18 protein-coding genes are annotated in these 20,566 nt (G+C 68.4%); all 18 read right to left on the bottom strand.

Features of this window, described 5'->3' with window-relative positions:
• Positions 1–12 precede the first annotated feature (12 nt).
• Complete coding sequence (locus tag FFS72_RS01455) at positions 13–1,053, bottom strand: NAD-dependent epimerase/dehydratase family protein (RefSeq protein ID WP_137872261.1); 1,041 nt, start codon at positions 1,051–1,053, stop codon at positions 13–15.
• A complete protein-coding gene (locus FFS72_RS01460) occupies positions 1,050–1,334 on the bottom strand; it encodes a hypothetical protein (protein WP_137872440.1) in 285 nt (94 codons plus the stop codon). The genes FFS72_RS01455 and FFS72_RS01460 overlap by 4 nt, the downstream gene beginning before the upstream one ends.
• Positions 1,331–3,010, bottom strand: coding sequence for a fatty acid CoA ligase family protein (locus tag FFS72_RS01465; RefSeq protein WP_137872262.1), 1,680 nt, complete (start codon positions 3,008–3,010; stop codon positions 1,331–1,333). Before FFS72_RS01465 ends, FFS72_RS01460 begins: the two co-directional genes overlap by 4 nt.
• The gene (locus tag FFS72_RS01470) at positions 3,007–3,903 is read right to left on the bottom strand and encodes a beta-ketoacyl-[acyl-carrier-protein] synthase family protein (protein WP_137872263.1); all 897 of its coding nucleotides are present in this window, start codon (positions 3,901–3,903) and stop codon (positions 3,007–3,009) included. Before FFS72_RS01470 ends, FFS72_RS01465 begins: the two co-directional genes overlap by 4 nt.
• 1 nt (position 3,904) lies before the next feature.
• The gene (locus FFS72_RS01475) at positions 3,905–4,954 is read right to left on the bottom strand and encodes a 3-oxoacyl-ACP synthase III family protein (protein ID WP_137872264.1); all 1,050 of its coding nucleotides are present in this window, start codon (positions 4,952–4,954) and stop codon (positions 3,905–3,907) included.
• Between the two features lie 605 nt (positions 4,955–5,559).
• Complete coding sequence (gene nuoN, locus FFS72_RS01480; protein WP_249353082.1) at positions 5,560–7,065, bottom strand: NADH-quinone oxidoreductase subunit NuoN; 1,506 nt, start codon at positions 7,063–7,065, stop codon at positions 5,560–5,562.
• 74 nt (positions 7,066–7,139) lie between these two features.
• Complete coding sequence (locus FFS72_RS01485; protein WP_137872266.1) at positions 7,140–8,711, bottom strand: NADH-quinone oxidoreductase subunit M; 1,572 nt, start codon at positions 8,709–8,711, stop codon at positions 7,140–7,142.
• Positions 8,712–8,713: 2 nt separating this feature from the next.
• Positions 8,714–10,591: an NADH-quinone oxidoreductase subunit L gene (nuoL, locus tag FFS72_RS01490; protein ID WP_137872267.1), complete on the bottom strand. Its 1,878-nt coding sequence runs from the start codon at positions 10,589–10,591 to the stop codon at positions 8,714–8,716.
• Between the two features lie 2 nt (positions 10,592–10,593).
• Positions 10,594–10,893, bottom strand: a complete 300-nt coding sequence (nuoK, locus tag FFS72_RS01495; protein ID WP_137872268.1) for an NADH-quinone oxidoreductase subunit NuoK — start codon at positions 10,891–10,893, stop codon at positions 10,594–10,596.
• Positions 10,890–11,660 carry an NADH-quinone oxidoreductase subunit J gene (locus tag FFS72_RS01500; protein WP_137872269.1) on the bottom strand — a complete coding sequence of 257 codons (771 nt, stop codon included), beginning with the start codon at positions 11,658–11,660 and terminating at the stop codon, positions 10,890–10,892. The genes nuoK and FFS72_RS01500 overlap by 4 nt, the downstream gene beginning before the upstream one ends.
• Complete coding sequence (gene nuoI, locus FFS72_RS01505) at positions 11,657–12,190, bottom strand: NADH-quinone oxidoreductase subunit NuoI (protein WP_137872270.1); 534 nt, start codon at positions 12,188–12,190, stop codon at positions 11,657–11,659. Before nuoI ends, FFS72_RS01500 begins: the two co-directional genes overlap by 4 nt.
• A complete protein-coding gene (gene nuoH / locus FFS72_RS01510; RefSeq protein WP_137872271.1) occupies positions 12,187–13,476 on the bottom strand; it encodes an NADH-quinone oxidoreductase subunit NuoH in 1,290 nt (429 codons plus the stop codon). The genes nuoI and nuoH overlap by 4 nt, the downstream gene beginning before the upstream one ends.
• A complete protein-coding gene (locus FFS72_RS01515; protein ID WP_137872272.1) occupies positions 13,473–15,905 on the bottom strand; it encodes an NADH-quinone oxidoreductase subunit G in 2,433 nt (810 codons plus the stop codon). Before FFS72_RS01515 ends, nuoH begins: the two co-directional genes overlap by 4 nt.
• A complete protein-coding gene (gene nuoF / locus FFS72_RS01520) occupies positions 15,902–17,221 on the bottom strand; it encodes an NADH-quinone oxidoreductase subunit NuoF (RefSeq protein WP_137872273.1) in 1,320 nt (439 codons plus the stop codon). The genes FFS72_RS01515 and nuoF overlap by 4 nt, the downstream gene beginning before the upstream one ends.
• Positions 17,218–17,907 carry an NADH-quinone oxidoreductase subunit NuoE gene (gene nuoE, locus FFS72_RS01525; protein WP_349303976.1) on the bottom strand — a complete coding sequence of 230 codons (690 nt, stop codon included), beginning with the start codon at positions 17,905–17,907 and terminating at the stop codon, positions 17,218–17,220. Before nuoE ends, nuoF begins: the two co-directional genes overlap by 4 nt.
• Positions 17,904–19,214 (bottom strand): NADH dehydrogenase (quinone) subunit D, encoded by a 1,311-nt coding sequence (gene nuoD / locus FFS72_RS01530; RefSeq protein ID WP_137872274.1) that lies wholly within the window; start codon positions 19,212–19,214, stop codon positions 17,904–17,906. Before nuoD ends, nuoE begins: the two co-directional genes overlap by 4 nt.
• On the bottom strand, positions 19,214–19,969 hold the full coding sequence (locus FFS72_RS01535) for an NADH-quinone oxidoreductase subunit C (RefSeq protein WP_137872275.1): 756 nt from the start codon (positions 19,967–19,969) through the stop codon (positions 19,214–19,216). Before FFS72_RS01535 ends, nuoD begins: the two co-directional genes overlap by 1 nt.
• On the bottom strand, positions 19,966–20,520 hold the full coding sequence (locus FFS72_RS01540) for a NuoB/complex I 20 kDa subunit family protein (protein ID WP_050064182.1): 555 nt from the start codon (positions 20,518–20,520) through the stop codon (positions 19,966–19,968). Before FFS72_RS01540 ends, FFS72_RS01535 begins: the two co-directional genes overlap by 4 nt.
• Positions 20,521–20,566 lie beyond the last annotated feature (46 nt).

Raw genomic sequence — 20,566 nt, forward strand, 5'->3', positions numbered from 1 at the left:
GGACGGCAAGTACTACTTGAGGTGACGGGTCAGGTCGGCGATGCCGCCCTGCTCCTCGACCCAGGAACGGAACTCCGCCATCCCGCTCGCCCGGTCGACGACGGGAACGTACCCGAAATCTGCTGCTGCAGCGGAGGTGTCGAACGTCGCGGACCGGGTCATCAACGCCAGCACGTACATCGACAGCGGCGGCGACCAGCGGGTCGCGAGGTAGGGGATCTTCCACACGGCGTCGAGAACCCGGACGATCGCGCCGACGACCCGCAGATCGGGGGTGCGCTCGGCGATCCCGAATCCGAACTCGTGTGCCACCTCGGCCATGTAGGGCCAGATGTTCGTCACCTCGGCGTCGGCGACGAAGTAGGCACGTCCACCCACCCGGTCCGATGCCGCGGCTTTCACGCACGCGTCGACGATGTTGTCGACGTGGCACAGCGACGCGAGGACGTCCCGGCCACCGGAGAGGTTCGGCAACTTCCCTGCCTGCGCACGCCCGAGCAGCCGCACGATCGGACCGGACCGGTCGCCGGGACCCCAGATCGCCCGCGGCCGCAGCGCACACGTGACGAATCCGTCGCCGTTCGCGGCCAGGACCTCCTGCTCGGCCGCCGCCTTCGTCTCGGAGTAGAGGTTCAGGAAGCGCGTCGGGTACGGCACGGATTCGTCGACATCGATCAGGTCGCCGCCGTCGTAGTCCATCACCGCACTCGGACTGGAGACGAACACGAATCGCTGGGCGCCGTTCTCACGCGCCGTGCGCAGCAGAACCCGGGTGGCCTCGACGTTCTCCCGCTCGAACTGCGCTCGGACTCCGCGCTCGTCGACCCGTGCCGCACTGTGCACGACGATGTCGATCCCCCGGGTGGCCAGGGCGAGCGACTCGGGATCGTTCAGGTCGCCGTGCACGATCCGCATCGCCGACGTGTCACCGAGGTCGACGAGGCTGCTGGTCCGCCGCACCAGGATGGAGACGTCGTGCTCGCCGTCGTCGACGAGCCTCCGGGCAAGGCGACCGCCGAGGAATCCGGAGGCACCGGTCACGAGCACCTTCACGGCGCATCCTCTCCTTCCATGGTGGGTTGCGTTTTCCACCAGGTCATTCCGAACACCATCGTCAGGACGGCTGTGGAGAGCGGCGACCGCGCTCCTCCCGCGGCGCGCAACGCCGCCGGGATCTGCGCGGCGTGCACGACGACGCTGAGGAACGCGTCCAGCCACCAGGCACCGCGCGCCACACGGTGTCGGATCGGCCGACCCTTCGCCGCGACCATCAGCCCGTAGGCCAGATACAGCCACCCGAGTACGGGTATGGCACGGAGCGCCGCGGTCCTCATCGGCGCCACCGCCCCAGTCGAGAGCCGTCCAGTCGTCTGTCCGCCCATACCGAGAGCGACTCCCGCCCGATCTTCGCGTTGTGCCGAATGTCGACGGGGAAACCCGGATGCACCAGGAAGGTGTCGATGGTGTTCGTCAGGTCGAAATCTGCCCCGTGCGTCCGCAGGCGCGCGAGCACGGCCTCGATGTCGGCACCGGACTCGACCTCGACACACACCACCGGACGCTGCTGTGTACGCGCGCCGACTCCGACGAGTGCCGTTCTCGCCACGCCGTCGACGGTGTTGAAGATCTGCTCCACCTGAACGGTGTGGAGTGTGCGGTCCCCGGTGACGATCCGCTGGGACTTGCGCCCGCAGAACCAGATCCGGCCCTCGTCGTCGATCCAGCCGATGTCGCCCGTGCGATGCCACACCCGCTCACCGTCGACGATCTTGCCGAGTAGATTGGCCGCGTCGGGCCAGTGGTACCGCACGCTGACGTTCGGTCCGGTCACCACGATCTCACCGACGCCGTCCGCCGGTTCCGCTGCATCGTCCCACCCACCGATGGGGTCGTCGGTGATCGCGACGAGCCGGACGTCGATCCCCTCGACGGGTCGTCCGATGCAGGTGCCCGCACCGCGCCTGGTCCCGTCCGAGAGTCCGGAAGCGAGTTCCCTGGATTCGATGGACGACATCGGGATCGACTCGGTTGCACCGTATCCCGCGTGGACGTCGGCATCCTCGGACAGGATGCCGCGAAGACCGGTGATCACGGTGTCCGGGACGGGGGCACCGCCCGAGAACACCGCCCTGATCGACGGTAGCCGCACCTCGTGCTCACGGCAGTGCGCGAGCAGTGGCGCGAGCACCGCGGGCGACGCGAACAGCGTCCGCACGTCGAAACGGGTGACCGCGTCGACGACATGTGCGGGATCGGTGGAACCGACCCGGCTCGGAATCAGCGGCGGCAGAACGATACCCGTTCCGATCAGGAGATAGAGGACACCGAAGACGGGCAGGGTCACCAACGCTGCCTCGCGGTCGGTCGCACCCGTCAGCGCCTGGGTACGCTCCAGCATGGCCGCGAGGTTGCCGTGGGTGAGTTCGACGGCCTTCGCCGGTCCGGTGGATCCGGTGGTGAACGCGATCATCGCCGGCGCGGACGCGTCGACCGGCGTCGTTAGCTCGGACTGAACACTCCCGTTCCGGACACGCCCGAACTCGGCCAGTGTGCGTCCGCCCCAGAACCAGCGGCGTCCGACCGTGACGGGCACCCGCACGCCGCGGAACGCGCGCCGGAACAGCACCCGCACCGCGTGCGCCTGCGGGATCCCCACGAACGCCTGCGGATCCACCGCGGACAGGCACCGCAACATCGGGCGCAGGCCCATGCCCGGGTCGATCACCACCGGGATCGCACCGGCCTTGAACAGGCCGAACAGGACCGCGTACAGCTCCGGTCCGGGATTGATCAGGACGATCGTGCGATCGCCGCGTCCGATCCCGGACTCGGCGAACTTCCGGGCCAGGACGTCCGACCACTCCGACAGTTCGGCGAACGAGATGCCCGTGTACTCGGGAAGCGCGCCTCGCGCGGCAGGTTCCGCGTAACTGACGGCGGGCGCGTCCGGGCGACGCCGGGCATGGTCACCGACGGCGTCGAACCACGCCGTGCCGACCGATGCGCTCACCGAGTACCCGGTTCGGGAAGGCGATACAGGCAGGCCGCGGCGCTCGGGCCCGCGCCTGCCGCCACCATGAGAACGGTCCGTACGCCGTCGAGGCGACCCGACTCGATCGCCCGGTGATAGTCGAGCGGGATCGTCGCCGTGTGCACGTCGTCTGCGTTCTCGCCGCCGCGGTCGAGTTCGGGGACGCCGAGCTTCGCGGACAGCGCGGCACGGAATCCCGGGGTCGGCCGCGACGAGATCAGCACCGTGGTGGCCGGGTCGACGCCATCGGCCAGCGCGCGGGCGCCGACCGTCACGGCCACATCAAGGATGCGACGCTCGGCATCGTCCGCCCGCAGCACGGTCATCGCGGACCGGCCGGTGGTGCCCATCGTCGCGGTGTCGACGAAGCCTTCGACGGCGACCGGGCCGTCCGCCAGTTCGGTGTGGAGCGGTCCGAAACCGTCCGGGCCGTCCACATGTTCGAGGAGCAGAGCACCCGAGGCGGTCGCGTAGGGGAACTCCTCGGTCGCGTCGACGCCCGTCAGGGAAGGGTGGGTGTCGCCGGCCACCACGAGGACCCGGCCCGTGCTGCCCGTGACCAGGATCGCGGACGCGACCTGAACGGCGTTGAGCACCCCGCACGCCCCGTTCATCAGATCGAACGAGAACGACCGCGGGTCGTGTTCGTCGTACTCGAGGCCGATCCCCGCGGCCTTCTGGATCAACGCTCCCATTGCCGGTTCGACCATGTTCGAGTCGCGGTAGATGCCCGCGTTGACGAGCACCCCCACCGACTCGGGCGCAGCGGATGCCGCCGCGAGCGCGTCGCGCGCGGCGCGGGCGGCTCCGTCGACTGCGCTGATGTTCTCGGCGCCGCGAACGGCGCCCGTTGCGGTGATGACGACACCCACGTCAGGCCTCCAGGGACGAGATGGTTGCGGACAGGAATCCCGTGACGATGCCGGACGCCGCGGGGATCATCAGGACCTTCGAGCCCGCCGGCATCCGCTTCTGCTCGATCTGGTCGTGCAGGACAACGAAATGACTGGTGGTCGAGGTGTTCCCGTACTTGTCGACGACCCCAGGGGAGTCGGGCATCGGGGTGCCGAACTCACGTTCTCCGAGGGCGTTCATCGCAGTGATCGCGGAGGCACCGAACTGGTGGTGGATGATGAAGTCGAACTCCTCGTCGGCGAAGGTCCGACCCTGCGCGGCCAGGTGGTTGCGCTGGGTGTCGGTCCACAGCAGGAATCGACTCTCGTTGTGCATGCGACGGTTGTCGGTGTACAGCGCCACGCCCTGGGTCCGGTCGGACGGCATGCCGAGGCAGGCGTCCGCGTACTCGGAGGCCGTCATCAACTCGACGTAGTGGATCCGGTCGTCCTCTCCCTCGGATCGGTCGAGCACGACCGCCGCCCCGGAGTCGCCGACCGAGAGGGACGCGAACTGCGGGTTGTATCCCCCGACGATCTCCTGGACCGCCGTCTCGGCGATCGGCGTGATCGCCTCACCACTGACGACCATCCCGTTGCGGACGGTACCCGAACGGATCATCCGGTCGAGTAGGTAAGTGCCGGTGAGCATTCCGGCACAGGCGTTGGACAGGTCGAAGTGGATCGCCCGGCGCGCGCCCAGTTCCTTGGCGATCATCGCCGCGAACGACGGTTCGAAGTAGATCTTGGACCGATCCTTGCTTCGCGTGATCGACACGGAGATGATCACGTCGAGATCGGCCGCCTCGTAGCGGGAGCGGTCGAGACAGGCCCGCGCGGCCTTCGATGCGAGCGCGAAGGAGTCCTCGAAGTCGTCGGGCGATGTCGAGCGCACTCGACGTTCGCGCACGCCGGTGACGGTCTCGAAATCGAACGACGGCTTCTCGGCGAGCAGGCCGATCAGCTCGTCTGTGGTCTGGACGGCGCTCGGCAGGTAGGCGCCGACGGCCTCGAATCGTGAATGGATCAACTGCAGCTCCTCCGGTTCACTCCCGCACCGACGGCCCGCGGTGCGCGGAGTCCACGATTCGGGGAATTATGAAGTTCCCAAGTGCATTTCGATTGCTCGCGGTTCGGGCGGGCGTATCCGCCCCGTGCATCGGCCTCCGTGATCCGTGCGGCAACCACGCTGCGTCATGGGAATGTACAGCGCCGACGGAGTCGTGTGGTCCATGAATACGAATATTCACTTCGGAGAACATGTGGACGCGGCGTAACAGACACCTGCGCCGAGCGGCCGACGCCTCGAGTCAGAGCGCCGGACCCCCAACCTCGGCAGTGAGCAGGAAACCGATGCCAGCCTGGGCGTTCGACTGCCGCCTCGACGGCCTACGACGCCACTTGTCACCGGACCGAACTGGTTGCGCGTTGAATCATGTTGACACTCAAGCCATCCAGCACATGCCGGGATATGAATCGGGTCACATTTACCCGTGTTGCACTTGAGCCCGCCGGTCGCCTGTGGTGTGGTGTCGTCGGCATAACCTACTCATCGGTAACAAATGCGCGCGCCGGTGGCATCCGTCGACGCCGGCACGTGAATCGAACAGCAGCACGTGGGTTTTCGCGCGCCGATCAGATCAGGAAATCCGCCGCCCGATCCGCGAGGTCGAGAACCGGCTGGGGGAAGAGCCCGAGCGCCACGGTCACGATCGCACCCGCCGCGATCGTGACCGTCGTGAGCGCGCTCGGCATCACGACGTCAGGCGCGACCTCAGGAGGATCGGAGAAGAACATCAGCACGATCACACGCACGTAGAAGAAGGCAGCGATCGCGCTGCACACCACGCCGACGACGACCAGGGGCCACCCGCCGGCCCCGGCCGCGGCCGAGAAGACCGCGAACTTTCCGACGAACCCCGCGGTCAACGGGATACCGGCGAACGAGAGCAGCAGCAGCGCGAAGGTTCCGGCGAGCAGCGGCGACCGACGCCCGAGCCCCGCCCAGTGCGACAGGTGCGTCGCCTCCCCGGTCGGGCCGCGCACCAGCCCGACGATCGCGAACGCGGCCACCGTTCCGAAGCCGTACGCGACAAGGTAGAACAGCGTCGACGACAGACCGGCCCGGTCCGCCGCGACGACACCCACGAGTATGAACCCGGCATGCGCGACAGAGGAATACGCCAGCATTCGCTTGACGTCGGTCTGGGTGACGGCGAGCACGGACCCGAACACCATGGTCAGGATCGCCACCGCCCACAGCAGGGGACGCCAGTCGTCCCGCAGTCCCGGCACCCCGACGTAGAGGACGCGCAGCATCGCACCGAACGCCGCGATCTTGGTGGCAGCGGCCATGAATGCGGTGATCGGTGTCGGGGCCCCCTGGTAGACGTCGGGTACCCAGGTGTGGAACGGCACGGCTCCGACCTTGAACAGGAGGCCCACCGCGAGCAGTCCGGTGCCGATCAGGGCGAACGTGGTCCCTCCGGTCGCCGTGGCCTCCGCGATGCCCACCAGCTGGACCGTCCCGGCCTCGCCGTACAGGAACGCGACACCGAAGAGGAAGAACGCCGACGAGAAGGCGCCGAGCAGGAAGTACTTCAGTGCCGCTTCCTGCGACAGCACCCGCTGCCTGCGGGCGAGGCCGCACAGCAGGTACAGCGGCAGCGACAGCACCTCGAGGGCCACGAACATCGTCAACAGGTCACCGGACGCCGGGAACAGCAACATCCCGCCGACCGCGAACAGGGTCAGTGGGAACACCTCTGTTCGCGTCACCCCGGCCGCGGTCGCTTCCTTCTCCGCGACGCTGCCGGGCAGCACGGACGCCTGAGGGGTGAACGCATCCGCGGCCTGGTCCCGTGCCGCGACCCGATCGAGGCGACGCTCGGCGATCAGCAGGATCGACAGGATGGACACCAGCAGGATCGACCCCTGTAGGAACAGCGTCGGCCCGTCGACGACCACCGCGCCCGCCACCGCGGTGCCACGGGTGTCACGCAGCGCCACGACCGCGACGAAGGCCGCGACCAGTCCGCCGAGCGAGAGTACGAGATGACTGCCGTAGCGGACGCGGGCCGGGGCGAAGGCCTCCACGATCACCCCGGCCACCGCGACACCGAACACGAGGAGCATCGGCATGAGCAGGCTGTACTCGATGTCGGGTGCGGGCAGCGGGGCCTGTGCGAGGACGGCCGCGGCTGTCGAGAACCTGCTCACGGATGACCACCTCCGTCTTCCGCTTCGATGACCGGGACCGTCGGTGCCGGATCCTCCTGGTGCACCGCCGTCAGCGTCGCGTCGACGGCCGGGGTGATCGCGTCGAGCGCCGGCTTCGGGTAGACGCCGAGGACCAACAGCAGGGCGATCAGCGGCGCCACCACCGCGATCTCGCGGCGACCGAGGTCGCGCACACCCTCACGCGCCGGGCCGGTCATCACCCGCTGGTACATCCACAGCACGTACACCGCCGAGAGCACCAGTGCCGTGGTCGCTGCGATCGCGGCCACCGGATAGCGGGTGAACGTGCCGATCAGGACGAGGAACTCGCTGACGAATGGCGCCAGCCCCGGGAGGGACAGCGTCGCGAGGCCCGCGACGAGGAACGTCCCCGCCAGGACCGGGGCGCTGGACTGCACGCCGCCGTAGTCGGCGATCGCGCGGGACCCCTTGCGCGCGACGAGGAATCCGGCGAGGAGCATGAGCGCGGCGGTGGAGAGTCCGTGGTTCACCATGTACAGCGCGGACCCGCCCTGCGCCTGGCTGGTGAGGGCGAAGATGCCGAGCACGATGAACCCGAAGTGGGAGATGGACGTGTACGCGATCAGCCGCATCATGTCGGTCTGACCGATCGCGACGAGCGCGCCGTAGACGATGCCGACGACGGCGAGGGTGATGACGAGCGGGGCGAAGGTTCTGGTGGCGTCCGGAAACAGTTCGATGCAGTACCGCAGCATCCCGAACGTGCCGACCTTGTCGACCACGGCCATCATGAGCACCGCGGTCGACGGTGTCGAGTGGACGGCGGCGTCGGGCAGCCAGGTGTGCAGCGGCCACAGCGGAGCCTTGACGGCGAACGCGAACATGAAACCGAGGAACAGGGCGTTCGCGACGGGCGCGTCGATCACCAGCGTGCCGGACGAGACGGCGTCCGCGATGGCCCGGAAGTCGAAGGTGCCGGACTCGAACGGGCTCGCGTCCCCCGCGGTGACCGCGTACAGACCGATCACCGCAGCCAGCATGATCAGTCCGCCGAACAGGTTGTACAGCAGGAACTTCACCGCAGCACGGGGGCCGCGCGCGTCGCCGAAGCTGCCGATGAGGAAGTACATCGGAATCAGCATCGCCTCGAAGAACACGTAGAACAGGAGGATGTCGAGGGAGAGGAACGACATCAGCACCATCGCCTCGACGACGAGGACCAGCGAGACGTACGCGTGGACCGGTCTCGCCCCCGACGCCCGATCACCGTCACGCCAGCCCGCGAGCAGCAGGACCGGCACCAGGACGGCGGTGAGCAACACCAACACCAGCGCGACGCCGTCCACGCCCAGCTCGTAGCGGGTGCCGAACGCCGGTATCCAGGAGTGCGATTCGACGAACTGGAAGCGCTCCCCGCCCGGATCGAATCCCACCGCGACCACCACGGCAACGGCCAGCGTCACCAGCGACGCCGCGAACGCAACCCACCGCGCGGCGACGCGCCCGGCCGCGGGCACACAGGCCACGGCACCCGCCCCGACGAGAGGCGCCAACCACAACGCGCTCAACCATGCGAAGCCGTCCACGCTCACCTCACCAACGCCAGCATCGCGACCGCGGCGGCCGCCCCGAGGAACATGTAGGTCGCATAGGTCCGCACGAAACCGTTCTGCAGCTTCCGGACCCGCGTCGACGCTCCCGCGACGCCCGCGGCGACTCCGGTGACGACGCCGTCGACGCCCCGGTCGTCAACGGTGACGAGCGCCCGCGTCACCCGGTCACCGGGACGCATGAACACCGCCTCGTTCACCGCATCGCCGTAGAGGTCACGCCGGGCGGCGACAGTCAGCCGCGACACGGGTTCGGGCGCCACCTCCGGGACGGCGACACCGGCGTACTGCCGGTACGCGACCGCGACTCCCGCGAGCACGATGACGAGGGTGGCGACGGTGATCGTCCACACCGGCACCGGCAGTTCGTCATGATGTTCACCGACGACCGGTTCGAGCCAGTCCTGCAGCGCACCACCGTAGGCGAGGAGGAAGCCGGACCCGATCGAGCCCACCGCGATGAGCATCATCGGCCACGTCATCACCGCAGGCGACTCGTGGGGGTGGGCATCATGTCGCCACCGCCGCTCCCCGAAGAACGTCATCAGCATCACCCGCGTCATGTAGAACGCGGTCAGACCCGCGCCGAGCAGCGTCGCGGCGCCGAGGATCCAGCCCTCGACCCCGCCTGCTCCGAAGGCGACCTCGATGATCTTGTCCTTCGAGAAGAATCCCGCGAAAGGGGGAATGCCGATGATCGCGAGGTAGCCGAAACCGAAGGTGGCGAACGTGATCGGCATGAGTTTCCGCAGGCCGCCGTAGCGGCGCATGTTCACCTCGTCGTCCATCGCGTGCATCACAGATCCGGCCCCGAGGAACAGGCCGGCCTTGAAGAATCCGTGGGTGAGCAGGTGCATGATCGCGAACGCGTACCCGGCCGGCCCGAGGCCCGCGGCGAGCACCATGTAGCCGATCTGGCTCATGGTGGACGCGGCGAGCGCCTTCTTGATGTCGTCCTTCGCGCAGCCGACGATCGCCCCGAACAGCAGCGTCACCGCGCCGACGACGACGACCGCGGCGCGGGCGGCGGGCGCGAGGTCGAAGATCGCGTTCGACCGGGTGATGAGATAAACGCCCGCGGTGACCATCGTCGCCGCATGGATCAGCGCCGACACCGGAGTAGGGCCTTCCATCGCGTCCCCGAGCCACGACTGCAGCGGTACCTGAGCAGACTTGCCGCACGCGGCGAGCAGCAGCATCAGCCCCAGCGCCGTCACCGTCGCTTCGGTGGCGTCCCCGGCTCCCGCGAAAACACCCGAGTACGAGACGGTCCCGAAAGTGGCGAACATGATCATCAGTGCGATCGCCAACCCCATGTCACCGACGCGGTTGACGACGAACGCCTTCTTCGCGGCCGCTGCCGCCGTCGGCTTGTGGTGCCAGAACCCGATCAGCAAGTAGGACGCGAGACCGACGCCTTCCCATCCGACGTACAGGCCGAGGTAGTTGTCGGACAGCACCAGCAGCAGCATCGCCGCGAGGAACAGGTTGAGGTAGGCGAAGAATCGTCGCCTGTCCTGGTCGTCTCGCATGTACCCGATCGAGTAGATGTGGATCAGCGAGCCGACCCCGGTGATCAGGAGCGCGAAGCACACCGACAGTTGGTCCAGTTGGAGCCCGAAGTCGACCTGAAGTCCCGCGACGGGAACCCAGCTGAACAGGGTTTCGTGCAGCGCCCGGTCGTCGGCCGCCCGGCCGAGCATGCCGACGAACAGTGCCACCGCGACACCGAACGAAGCCAGCGCCGTCGCGCAGCCGAGCAGGTGGCCCCACCGGTCGCTCCGGCGGCCCGCGAGCAGAAGCACCGCGGCGCCGGCGAGCGGCAGGGCGAAGAGAAGCCAGATTCCCCCCGACATGGTCAGAACTTCAGGAGGTTGGCGGCGTCGACCGATGCGGATCGACGGGTGCGGAAGATGGCCATGATGATCGCGAGGCCGACGACGACCTCGGCGGCAGCGACCACCATCGTGAAGAACGCGAAGACGTGACCGTGCAGGTTCCCGTGCATGCGGGCGAAGGTGACGAACGCGAGGTTCGTCGCGTTGAGCATCAGTTCGATGCACATGAACACCACGATCGCGTTGCGCCGCAACAGCACACCAGCGGCACCGATGCTGAACAGCAGCGCCGACAGGTACAGGTAGTTCTCCGGATTCACCTCTCCCCCTTCCTCTCGCTGTCGTCGCGCGGCGTCAGGATGCTGCTGACCGATCGCGGGGCGGGCGACCCGTCGGGCAGACGTGCCGCCATGTCCACGGCGTTGTGGCGGGCGTAGACGCCGGGCGTCGGCAGCGGCGTGACCTGGCCGCCGTCCCGGAACCGTTTCAGGGACATGGCCTTCTGGTCGGGTTTCGGTTCGAGGCGTTCGCGGTGAGCGAGGACCATCGCTCCCAGCGTCGCGACGATCAGGAGCGCGCCCGTCAGTTCGAACGCCCACACGTAGCGCAGGAAGATCAGCTCCGCGATGGCGGGGACGTTGCCGAGCGTGCCGTCCGGCCCGGGCCCGGTGTTGGCGTCCGGCAGGTCGACGAAGGCCGTCACCGTGACACTGCCGATTCCCGCGATGAGGAGGACCCCGAATCCGACGCCTGCGGCGACGGCGGCAACTCGTTGCCCTCGGAGGGTTTCGACGAGTGAGTCGGACGAGTCCACGCCGATGAGCATCAGCACGAACAGGAACAGCATCATGACCGCGCCGGTGTACACGACGATCTGCACGACCCCCAGGAACAGGGCGTCCTGCGCGATGTAGAAGAACGCGAGCAGGATCATCGTCATCGCCAGGAAGATCGCCGAGTAGACGGCCTTGGTGGCGCACACGACCCCGAGTGCGCCGATGACGCAGAGCGTGCCGAGAATCCAGAACTGCACGGCTTCGGCGGTACTCGTGCGAGTGAGCGGCTCCGCGAGCAGAAGGGCGTTCACGACGTCTCCCCCGTCGGGCCGTCACCGGTGACGTTGTTCCGGTAGTAGTCCTCGTCGGTGGCGCCGGGGGCCATGTCGTGCGGTGGCGCGGTCATTCCGGGTTCGAGTGGGGCGAGGAGGCGGTCCTTGCCGAAGATGAGGTCGGCGCGGTTGTCGTCGACGAGTTCGTCGTAGCTGTCGGTCATGGTGAGCGCTCGGGTCGGGCAGGCTTCGACGCACAGTCCGCAGCCGATGCAGCGGAGGTAGTTGATCTGGTAGACCTGCCCGTATCGCTCTCCGGGTGAAAAGCGTTCGCCCTCGGTGTTGTCGGCGCCCTCGACGTAGATCGCGTCGGCGGGGCAGGCCCACGCGCACAGTTCGCAGCCGATGCACTTCTCCAGACCGTCGGCGTACCGATTGAGCTGGTGACGTCCGTGGTAACCGGGCGCGGTCGGCGGGCGTTCCTCCGGGTACATCTCGGTGTTCGGCTTCTTGAACATCGTCGAGAAGGTGACGCCGAACCCGGAGATGGCATCGAGGAATCTGGTCATGACGAACCTCCGGACACCCGATCGAACGTGGGCAGTGTTTGTCCCGGCATCGGCGGGACGGGGAACCCGCCTGCCGTCGGATCGAACGGTTGCTCCTCCGGCGGCGCACTCTCCGTCTCATCGGTTCTCCTGCGCCTCAGCAGGTTCCACAACAGAGCGAACAGCGCCAGCGCCACCATCACCCCGGCGACGACGAGGGTGACGGCCCGCGCATCGTGTCCTTCGATCCGCAGCGCCTTCGCGGTGGCGACCAGCATCACCCACACCAGCGACGCCGGGATGAGCACCTTCCAGCCGAGGTTCATGAACTGGTCGTAGCGCAGTCGCGGCAGTGTGGCGCGGAGCCAGATGAAGACGAACAGGAACGCCCACACCTTCGCGACGAACCACAGCACCGGCCACCATCCGCTGTTGGCGCCGTCCCAGATGCTGATGGGCCACGGCGCGTGCCAGCCACCGAGGAACAGGGTCGTCGCGAGCGCCGAGACGGTGACCATGTTGATGTATTCGGCGAGCATGAACATCGCGAACCGGAGCGACGAGTACTCGGTGTGGAATCCGCCGACGAGTTCGCCCTCCGCCTCGGGCAGATCGAACGGCGCCCGGTTGGTCTCGCCGACCATCGAGGTCACGTAGATCAGGAACGACGGCAGCAGCAGGAAGACGTACCAGGTGCCGACCTGGGAGTCGACGATCCCGGAGGTGCTCATGGTGCCCGCGTCGAGGAACACGGCCGCGAACGACAGGCCCATGGCCACCTCGTACGAGATGACCTGTGCGGTCGACCGCAGCCCGCCGAGCAGCGGGTAGGTCGATCCGGACGCCCATCCGGCGAGGACGATGCCGTAGACGCCGACGGAGGTGACGGCGAGGACGTACAGGACGGCGACCTGGAGATCGGTGAGCTGCAGCGGGGTGCGATGCCCGAAGACCGACACCTCCGGGCCGAACGGGATGACGGCGAACGCCATGATCGCGGGGACGATCGAGATGATCGGCGCAAGGAGGTAGACGGGTTTGTCGACGCCCGCCGGGACGATGCCCTCCTTGAGGGCGAGTTTGATGCCGTCGGCGAGGGACTGCAACGTGCCGCGGGGCCCGACGCGGTTGGGGCCGACCCGCATCTGCATCCACGCCATGACCTTGCGTTCGGCAAGCAGCGCCAGCAGCGGCGTCACGATCAGGAAGGCGAAGATCGCCACTGCCTTCGCGATCATCAACCACCAGGGGTCCCGGCCGAACGCGGACAGGTCGGCACCCGCCGCGAGCACGAGGTCGGCTGTCATCTCTCCTCGCCTTCGGCCGCGCGCCCGGGTCTGATGCGCACCAGTGCGCCGACCGTGACGCCGAGGTCGCGGTGCACGGCGCTGCCCGGCGAGTTCAGCGGCAACCACACCACCCGCTCGGGCAGGGCGGTGACCACGACGGGGAGCGTCACGGCTCCGTGGTCGGTGCTCACGACGAGTGCACCGCCGTCCTGGCAGCCGATCTCGGCCGCCGTGCCCGCCGAGATCCGCGCGACCGGCCGGTGTGCCGTGCCCGCGAGGTGCGGTTCGCCGTCCTGCATGCGCCCGGCGTCGAGCAGCATCCGCCACCCGGCGAGGATCGCCTGGCCGGGACCGGGACTGCGGGGTTCGGCCGCGGCGGTCGCGGGATCGCTCGCCGGGTCGCCGTCCCAGTGCCCGACGACAGCGAGTTCAGCTCGGGCCGTGGCGGCGTCCGGGAGGTCGATGGGTTCACCCATCTCGGCCGAGAGTGCGTGCAGCACTCGAAGGTCCGGCATCGCGCCGGTGCCTGCCAGCGCCGACTCGAACGGCCGGTCGCGGCCCTCCCAGTCGACGAAGGTGCCTGTCTTCTCCCCGACCGGCGCCACCGGGAACACGACGTCGGCGAGGTCGGTGACGTCGCTGCGACGCAATTCCAGCGACACCACGAACCCCGCGGACCGCACCGCCTCCCGCGCCGCGGCCGGGTCGGGAAGGTCGTCGAGTTCGACACCGGCGATCAGCAGGGCACCAAGGGCCCCGCTTCGTGCCGCGGCGAGGATGCCATCGGTGCCGCGGCCCGGGGCAGCAGGCAGGTCGGCCTTCCACCGGGCACCGACCCGGCTCCTGGCATCCGCAATCGTCACGGGGTGACCGCCCGGCAGCAGGGTCGGCAGTGCGCCCGCTTCGACGGCACCTCGGTCACCGGCTCGTCGCGGGATCCAGGCGAGACGAGCGCCCGTGACATCGGCGAGTTCACATGCCGCGGTCAGTGTTCCGGGGATCGCCGCGGCCCGTTCGCCGACCAGGATCAGCGCCCCCGACTCGCGGAGGGTGTCGTCGGCCGACAACGCCCGCAGCGCCGCGGGCTCTCCGCCCGGGCCCGCCTGCACCAGGCGTCCCGACAGCTTGCCGAGCCCGCGGCTCGCGTACGCCGCGACGGAGTGCACCGCGAGTCCATTCCTGCGCACCGCCTTGCGCAGCCGCAGGAAGACGATCGGCGACTCCTCCTCCGGTTCGAGGTTCACCAGCAGTACGGCGGGCGCGCGATCGATGTCGGCGTAGGTGACGTCCATCCGTCGTCCCGCGACCCTGGCGGCGAGGAACGCGGTCTCCTCCGCAGAGTGTGGGCGTACCCGGAAGTCGATGTCGTTGGTGCCGAGCGTGACCCGCGCGAACTTCGCGTAGGCGTATGCGTCCTCGACGGTGAGGCGACCTCCGGTGAGGACACCGACTCTTTCGGCCTCCCGCAGTCCCCGCGCCGCGACCACGAGCGCCGCCGACCACGACGCGGGTTCCAGTTGGCCATTCGAACCGCGCACCAGTGGAGACGTCAGGCGGTCGTCGGCGGTGGCGTAGGTGAACGCCCACCGTCCCTTGTCGCAGTTCCACTCCTCGTTGACCTCGGGGTCGTCACCTGCGAGGCGCCGCAGCACGGTCCCCCGGCGATGGTCGGTGCGCTGTGCGCAGCCGGATGCACAGTGCTCGCACACACTGGGACTGGACACCAGGTCGAACGGGCGGGCGCGGAACCGGTAGGCGGCACCGGTCAGCGCGCCGACAGGACAGATCTGCACGGTGTTGCCGGAGTAGTACGACTCGAACGGCTCCCCCTCCCCGATCCCGACCTGCTGCAACGCGCCGCGCTCGAGCAGGTCGATGAACGGGTCGCCCGCCACCTGCTCGGAGAAGCGGGTGCACCGCGCGCACAGCACGCAGCGCTCGCGGTCGAGCAGCACCTCCGTCGACAACGGAATCGGCTTCGGAAACGTACGCTTGACGCCGGCGAAGCGAGACTCGCTGCGGCCGTGGGACATCGCCTGGTTCTGCAGGGGACACTCGCCGCCCTTGTCGCACACCGGGCAGTCGAGCGGATGGTTGATCAACAGCATCTCCATCACACCGCGCTGCGCCTTGTCCGCGTCCGGGGAGGTGAGCTGGGTGTGGACGATCATCCCCTCGGAGACGGTCGTGGTGCACGACGCCATCGGCTTCGGCAGCCGCGCTGCGGGTGAGCCGGGTTCGCGCCCGGGCAGCCACACCTCGACGAGGCACTGCCTGCACGCGCCGACCGGGTCGAGCAGCGGATGGTCGCAGAACCGGGGGATCTGGATGCCGACCAGCTCGGCGGCCCGGATGACGAGGGTGCCCTTCGGGACCGAGATGTCGGTACCGTCGATCGTCACCGTGACCAGGTCGGCGGGCGCGGACACGTTCTCCTGCAGCGTCATTGCGCCCTCGATCCCGAAGTCAGTACGGACCGCGCCGGATCGAAGGGACAGCCGCCGTGATCGAAGTGCGCGAGATACTCCCCGCGGAAGTACTTGAGCGAGGAAGTGATCGGGCTGGCGGCGGCGTCACCGAGGGCGCAGAACGACTTCCCCGCGATGCCGTCGGCGATGTCGAGCAGCGTCTCCAGGTCGGCGGGCGTTCCCTTCCCTGCCTCGAGCCGTTCCATCACCTGCACCAGCCAGTAGGTGCCCTCCCGGCACGGCGTGCACTTGCCGCACGACTCGTGCGCGTAGAACTGCGTCCATCGCAGGACGGCCCGCACGACGCAGGTCGTCTCGTCGAAGATCTGCAATGCCTTGGTGCCGAGCATCGATCCGGCGACCGCGACACCCTCGTAGTCGAGTGGAACGTCGAGGTGTTCCTCGGTGAAGATCGGTGTCGACGATCCACCCGGCGTCCAGAACTTGAGCTGATGCCCGGCACGGATCCCGCCCGCGTAGTCGAGGAGCTCCCGCAACGAGATACCCAGTGGCGCTTCGTACTGCCCCGGGTTCGTGACGTGCCCGGACAGCGAGTACAGCGTGAAGCCGGGCGACTTCTCGCCGCCCATCGAGCGGAACCAGTCTGGTCCGTTGACGAGGATCGGCGGCACGCTTGCGATGGACTCGACGTTGTTGACGACCGTCGGGCTCGCGTAGAGGCCGGCGACGGCGGGGAACGGCGGCCGCAGCCGGGGCTGGCCGCGCCGCCCCTCCAAGGAGTCGAGCAGCGCGGTCTCCTCGCCACAGATGTACGCGCCCGCGCCCGCGTGGACGACGACGTCGAGGTCGTATCCGCTGCCGAGAATGTCCCGCCCCAGGTAGCCCGCCTCGTAGGCCTCCGCGACCGCGTTCTGCAGTCGCCGGAGCACCGGCACCACCTCGCCGCGAACGTAGATGAACGCGTGGTGCGCCCGGATCGCGTATGCGGCGATCACGACCCCCTCGACGAGCGCGTGTGGCGTCGCGAGCATCAGCGGCATGTCCTTGCAGGTGCCCGGTTCGGATTCGTCGGCGTTCACCACGAGATAGTGCGGTGCGCCCGGCCCCTGCGACTCCGGCGAATCCTGGGGAATGAAAGACCATTTCGTGCCGGTGGGGAATCCCGCGCCCCCGCGGCCGCGCAGTCCGGACGCCTTGACTGTGTCGATGACGGCGTCGGGTGACATCGCGAGCGCGATCTTCAGTCCCCGGTAGCCGTCGTGCCGTTCGTAGGTGTCGAGGGACCACGATCGCGGCTCGTCCCAGTAGCGGCTCAGCACCGGCGTCAACGTCATGACAGGTCTCCCGCCCCTTCGGTCGAGTTCCCGGGCGCGGTCAGTCCCCGCTCGCGCGCGACCCGCAGCCCGGCGAGAGTGGCGTCGCCGGGTGCTCCTGCGTCGACGGCGTCGGAACGCGGATCGGCGAACCCGGCGAGGATGCGTTCGGTCTCCCGGAACGTGCACGGCGGCGCGCCCCGCATGGGGATCGGGGTGCCGCCCGCGCGCAGCGTCGTCACCAGCTCGGTCGCCGTGTCCGGGGTCTGGTTGTCGAAGAACTCCCAGTTCACCATCACCACCGGTGCGTAGTCGCACGCGGCGTTGCACTCGACGTGTTCGAGGGTGACGGCACCGTCGGGAGTCGTCTGTCCGGGCTCGACGCCGAGTTCGTCGCGCAGACGGGTCAGGATCGCGTCACCACCCATCACGGCGCAGAGGGTGTTCGTGCACACTCCGACCAGATAGTCGCCGGTGGGGGTGCGACGGTACATGGAGTAGAACGTCGCGACCGCGGACACCTCCGCGGCAGTCAGATCGAGTTGGCGGGCGCAGAATTCGACACCGGCCGCCGTCACGCACCCGTCCTCGGACTGAACCAGGTGCAGCAGCGGCAGCAGGGCCGACCGAGGCTGTGGGTAGCGGGCCAGGATCTCCTTCGCGTCCAGCTCGAGGCGCGCCTGGATCTCCTCTGAGTAGGAAGTCACCGGTCCACCCCTCCCATCACGGGGTCGATGCTGGCGACCGATGCGATGACGTCCGCGACCATGCCGCCCTCGCACATCACGGACACCGCCTGCAGGTTGGTGAACGACGGGTCGCGGTAGTGCACCCGATACGGTCTGCTGCCGCCGTCGCTGACCATGTGCACGCCCAGCTCTCCACGGGGCGACTCGACCGCCACGTACACCTGTCCCGCGGGGACGCGAAAACCCTCGGTGACGAGTTTGAAGTGGTGGATCAGCGCTTCCATCGACGTGCCCATGATGTGTTCGACGTGCTCGGGCGAGTTGCCGAGCCCATCCTCACCGAGCTTCAGGTCCGCGGGCCACGCGATCTTCCGGTCGTCGATCATCACCGGCCCGGGGCGCAGCCGGTCCAGGCACTGTTCGACGATCTTCAGCGACTCCCGCATCTCGCGGACCCGGATCAGATAGCGCCCGTAACAGTCGTTGCCTGACTCGGTGACGACGTCGAACTCGTACGTCTCGTATCCGCAGTACGGTTCGGCGCGGCGCAGGTCGTGGGGCAGTCCGGTCGCCCGCAGGATCGGCCCGGTGATGCCGAGTGCCATGCATCCCGTCAGATCGAGGAACCCGACACCCTCGGTGCGGGCCTTCCAGATCGGGTTCTCGTTCAGCATCCGCTCCATGTCGCGGAGCCGGCCCGGCAGCACGGTGAGCAGTTCCCGGGCGGCGGCGAGCGCCTCGGACGAAACGTCTTTCGCGAGACCGCCCGGCCTGATGAAGGCGTGGTTCATGCGGAGGCCGGTCATCTTCTCGAACACGTCCAGGATCAGTTCGCGTTCCCTGAACCCGAACAGCATCGCGGTGACGGCCCCGAGTTCCATCCCGCCGGTCGCGAGCGCAACGAGGTGGGAGGAGATGCGGTTCAGCTCCATGAGCAGGACGCGGATCACGGTGGCGCGCTGGGGAATCAGGTCGGTGATGCCGAGCAGCTTCTCGACACCGAGGCAGTACGCGGTCTCGTTGAAGAACGGCGACAGGTAGTCCATCCGCGTCACGAACGTCACGCCCTGCGTCCAGTTGCGGTACTCGAGATTCTTCTCGATGCCGGTGTGCAGATAGCCGATGCCGCATCGCGCCTCGGTGACGGTCTCGCCCTCGATCTCCAGGATCAGCCGCAGCACCCCGTGCGTCGACGGGTGCTGCGGACCCATGTTGACGACGATCCGCTCGTCGCCCGATTCCGCGGCCGCGCTGACGATCTCGTCCCAGTCCTGCCCGCCTGCGCTGTAGACGGCTTCGGTGGTGTCGCCCTGTGCAGAGTTCATCAGTTGTAGGCCCTCCGCTCGTCCGGTGGCGGAATCTGTGCGCCCCGGTACTCGACGGGGACGCCTCCGAGGGGGTAGTCCTTGCGCTGCGGATGCCCGGTCCAGTCGTCGGGCATCTCGATTCGCGTCAACGCCGGATGCCCGTCGAACACGATTCCGAAGAAGTCGTACGTCTCGCGCTCGTGCCAGTCGTTGGTGGGATACACCGCGTACAGCGACGGCACGTACGGGTTCGCGTCGGGCACCGACACCTCGAGCCGGATCCGGCGGTTGTGGGTGATGGACATCAGTGGGTACACCGCGTGCAACTCCCGGCCGGTGTCCTGCGGGTAGTGCACGCCGTTGACCCCGAGACACAGTTCGAAGCGCAGCGCCGGTTCGTCCCGCAGCGCCCGGGCCACGGCGGGCAGGAAGGGCGCCCGCACGTGAACGGTCAGCTCGTCGCGGAACACGACGATCTTCTCGATCGCGTCACCCGGAGGTACACCCGCCGCGTCGAGGGCCGCGTCGAGCTCGTCGGCGACCGCGTCGAACCATCCGCCGAGCGGCCGGGAACTGCTCGGCGGCAACATGACCGGGCGCTCCAGCCGACCGTAGCCCGAGGTGTCTCCGGTCCCCCGGACCCCGAACATGCCGTGCCGCACGTCGATCACGTCCGCGACCCCGCGCTCGTCCGGCGGCCTGCACCCTTCGGGCCCTGCCGTGGCTTCCGCGTCGACCCGGCCGACATCTCCCGTGGGTTCATCCGATGTCATCGCAGCAACCCCCGCATCTCGATGGTCGGCGTCGCGGCCAGCGCGGCCTTCTCCGCCGCCCGCACCGCCTCGTCCCTGTTCACTCCCAGGGGCATCTGCTGGATCTTCTCGTGCAGCGCGATGATCGCGTTCAGAAGCATCTCGGGGCGCGGCGGACAGCCCGGCAGGTAGATGTCGACCGGCACCAGGTGGTCGACTCCCTGCACGATCGCGTAGTTGTTGAACATTCCGCCCGACGATGCGCAGACACCCATCGCGAGAACCCATTTCGGCTCGACCATCTGGTCGTACACCTGCCGGAGCACCGGGCCCATCTTCTGACTGACGCGACCGGCGACGATCATCAGGTCGGCCTGTCTCGGCGATGCGCGGAACGCTTCCATTCCGAACCGGGCGAGGTCGTACCGGCCGGAAGTGGTGGCCATCATCTCGATGGCGCAGCAGGCGAGGCCGAACGTCGCGGGCCACAGCGACCCCTTACGGGCGTAGCCGGCGATTCCCTCGACCGTCGTCAGCAGGAAGCCGCTCGGCAACTTCTCTTCGAGACCCATGATTCGCCCTCAGCTCCCTGATCGACCCGATCTGCCAGTGCCGCCG

The sequence above is a fragment of the Rhodococcus sp. Q genome, from assembly GCF_005503035.1.
GTDB lineage: Bacteria > Actinomycetota > Actinomycetes > Mycobacteriales > Mycobacteriaceae > Rhodococcus_G.